The following is a 2,846-nucleotide window of genomic DNA, read 5'->3' as shown; positions in this document are numbered from 1 at the left end:
AGTTGTTAGCACAATAACGAGTACCTACGCAACGGTTGTAAGCCATGTGGTTTTGACCTTGTACCCCGTGAGAAGTAGCCCCTACAGGACAAACGGTTTCACAAGGAGCGTTGTTACATTGCTGACACATTACAGGCTGGAATACCACTTGTGGATTATCGGAAGCCACTTCCATTTCTCCAAAGGTAGAAAGTGATGCGCCAAGACCTTCGATACCTTCTACTTTTTCCAAATCCCCTTTGAAAGTTTCTTCGGAAGAGTAGTAGCGGTCAATACGCAACCAGTGCATATCGCGGGAACGTCTTACCTCGCTCTTACCTACTACAGGTACGTTATTTTCAGCGTGGCAAGCAATCACACACGCTCCACAACCTGTACAAGCATTTAAATCAATAGAAAGATTAAAGAAATGACCTGTTGAATAGTCATATTCCTTCCAAAGGCTTACAGAGGTAGCCTTTACTTCCTTATGATCTAGAGATACTTCAGGCTTTTTGTTCCATTGGTGTACATCCTTGGTTAAGAACTCTTCTAGGGAAGTTTCTTTGACGATGTCTCCACGTCCCATAAGGGTATTGTGAAGCTGGATACAAGCATATTCGTGGGTACCATCTACCTTTTTGATAGAGGTAACTGGTTGTACATTGTTAAGATTGTTATAGAAGACATAGGCATTGACCCCTACTTGCATTTCCTTTTTCATAGCCGCTTTACGACCATAACCGAAGGCAAGACCTACAGATCCTTTTGCCTGACCCGGTTGGATAAGTACAGGTACTTTGAGGGTTACATCACCTACTTGGATTTGGGCATAGTCTCCGTCCAAGGCGCCATTGGCCACATGCCAATTCTTAATGCCTAATTCCTTAGCATCAGCGGCAGACATAGTAAGGTAGTTATCCCAAGATACACGTGTAATAGGGTCAGGAAGTTCTTGTAGCCAAGGGTTGTTGGCTTGTTGTCCGTCACCAAGACCAGTTTTGGTATATAGGGTCAATTCAAATCCTTCTTGAGGAGCTGCGGTAAGCGCTGAAATCATTGGCGTTGTATCCAAAGCCTCTGGTTTTTCACCGAGCAATGTTGTTTCTTTGCGATAAAAACCATCATGTTGGGCTTTTTCCCAAGCATGACCTTCGGAGAGGACATTAGTTTTCCAGAAAGCTTTGATATATTCGTAGTAGTTAGCATCCTTTCCGCTCCATTTGAGCAAAGCCTCTTGGAACTGACGGGTGTCAAAGAGCGGACGGATAGTAGGCTGCATAAGGGAGTAATAGTCGGCACGCATCTGCACGTCGCCCCAAGACTCCAAGTAATGAGGAGCCGCAGCCAGATAAGTAGCTTTCACCGCTGTTTCGTCGGCACGGAGGGAGAAAGCCACAGAAGTACCCACTTTGGCAAGACCAGATTCGAAAGCCATTGCATCGGCAGCCGATAGGGTATATAATGGGTTTACATTGTTCATGATAAGCACCCCTACTTTGCCTGCATTCATATCGGAGAGCAACTGCTTGAGAGCAGCGGCATTTCCTTGGCGGATATAGACAGGGTGTGCAGGGTCAAAGGCAGCGCTGTGGAGTAGCTCTTCATTGATTTCAAGCACCAAACTTTGTGCATTTACATCTTGAATACCTGTTACCACTACTGCTTTACCTCCTGCTTTTTTAGCTTGTTCAGCTGCTTTCTTTACGGCTGCTTCTGCACGCTCAGGTAGGTTACCACCTACGGTCTTTCCAGTGAGGTAGCCGTAGAACTTAGCCAAAGCCACTTTGAGCAAGGCAGGTTTCAGTGCTATACGCTCATCTGCATTAGCACCAGAGAGGGACATATTGCTCTCAAACTGGAAGTGCTTAGACATTCTTCCCTCTTTGGTAGGGATACGTCCTTTGGCATATTCCTCTTCGTAGCCACCTTGCCAATCGGCGATAAAGTCAGCTCCGAAAGAGACAATCACTTTCGCCTGAGAGAAATCGTAATTGGCCAAGGCACGCTGACCATATTTCTTTTCAAAGGCGAGTACAGCAGCTTCTTCAGAGACTGCATCGTAAGTGACGAGCTTGGTAGTTGGGTATTTCTCGGTAAATTCCTTGATTAGGTTATTAGTAGAAGGGCTTGCAAGTGTGGAGGAAAGCAATACGATTTGCTTTTCTTGAGCAGCCGCATCGGTGAGTGCTTTTACTACTGCACTATCAAGGGTATCCCAAGTGATGCTTTCAGATCCTTTTTGAGGACCTTTGGCGCGCAAGCTATCGTACATAGAGAGTACGGAAGCCTGTACGCGGGCGTTACCACAACCACGATAAGCCGCTTCACGATTGTTTTCCACACGGATAGGGCGACCTTCACGAGTTTTGACAAGGACAGAAGCGAAGTCAAACCCATCGGCTATGGTAGTGGCATAGTAGTCAGGGATTCCTGGGCGTATTTGTTCGGGTAGGATCACATAAGGGATTGCCTTATGTACAGGCCCTTCGCAGGCTGCCAAGGCAGCAGCAGCGGTAGTGAATCCCACATACTTAAGGAAGTCGCGGCGGGTGGTAGCACTCTCCTCCATCGCCTCTTGGTTACTTAGAAACTCGTGTTCGCCTGAATATAAGGTAGGGAGCTTATCAACAAACTCATTTTGATGAATCTGCTCTATCACGGGGTTGTTTGTATCCAACTCCTCTACACTTCTCCAATATTTTTTTTCTGATGACATCTTTTTCAAGTTAAAAGTTAATAGTTAAAAGGTAATAGTTTTGGGTTAATTAGGTAAAAGACTGTTCCTTTTTACCTTTTACCTTTTACCTCTAGTAGTGGCACTTACCACATTCGAGACCTCCGAGTTCAGCAATAGTAAGTTTTTC

1 protein-coding gene is annotated in these 2,846 nt (G+C 45.6%); it reads right to left on the bottom strand.

Annotated features, from left to right (window positions below; genetic code table 11):
- Window positions 1-2,698 (bottom strand): TAT-variant-translocated molybdopterin oxidoreductase (locus tag Q0625_RS03610; protein WP_298823530.1); only part of this gene is annotated, 2,698 nt, incomplete at its 3' end.
- Window positions 2,699-2,846: the final 148 nt, after the last annotated feature.

This window comes from uncultured Capnocytophaga sp., assembly GCF_938029845.1.
GTDB lineage: Bacteria > Bacteroidota > Bacteroidia > Flavobacteriales > Flavobacteriaceae > Capnocytophaga.
This window is presented reverse-complemented; position numbering and strand designations above follow the sequence as displayed.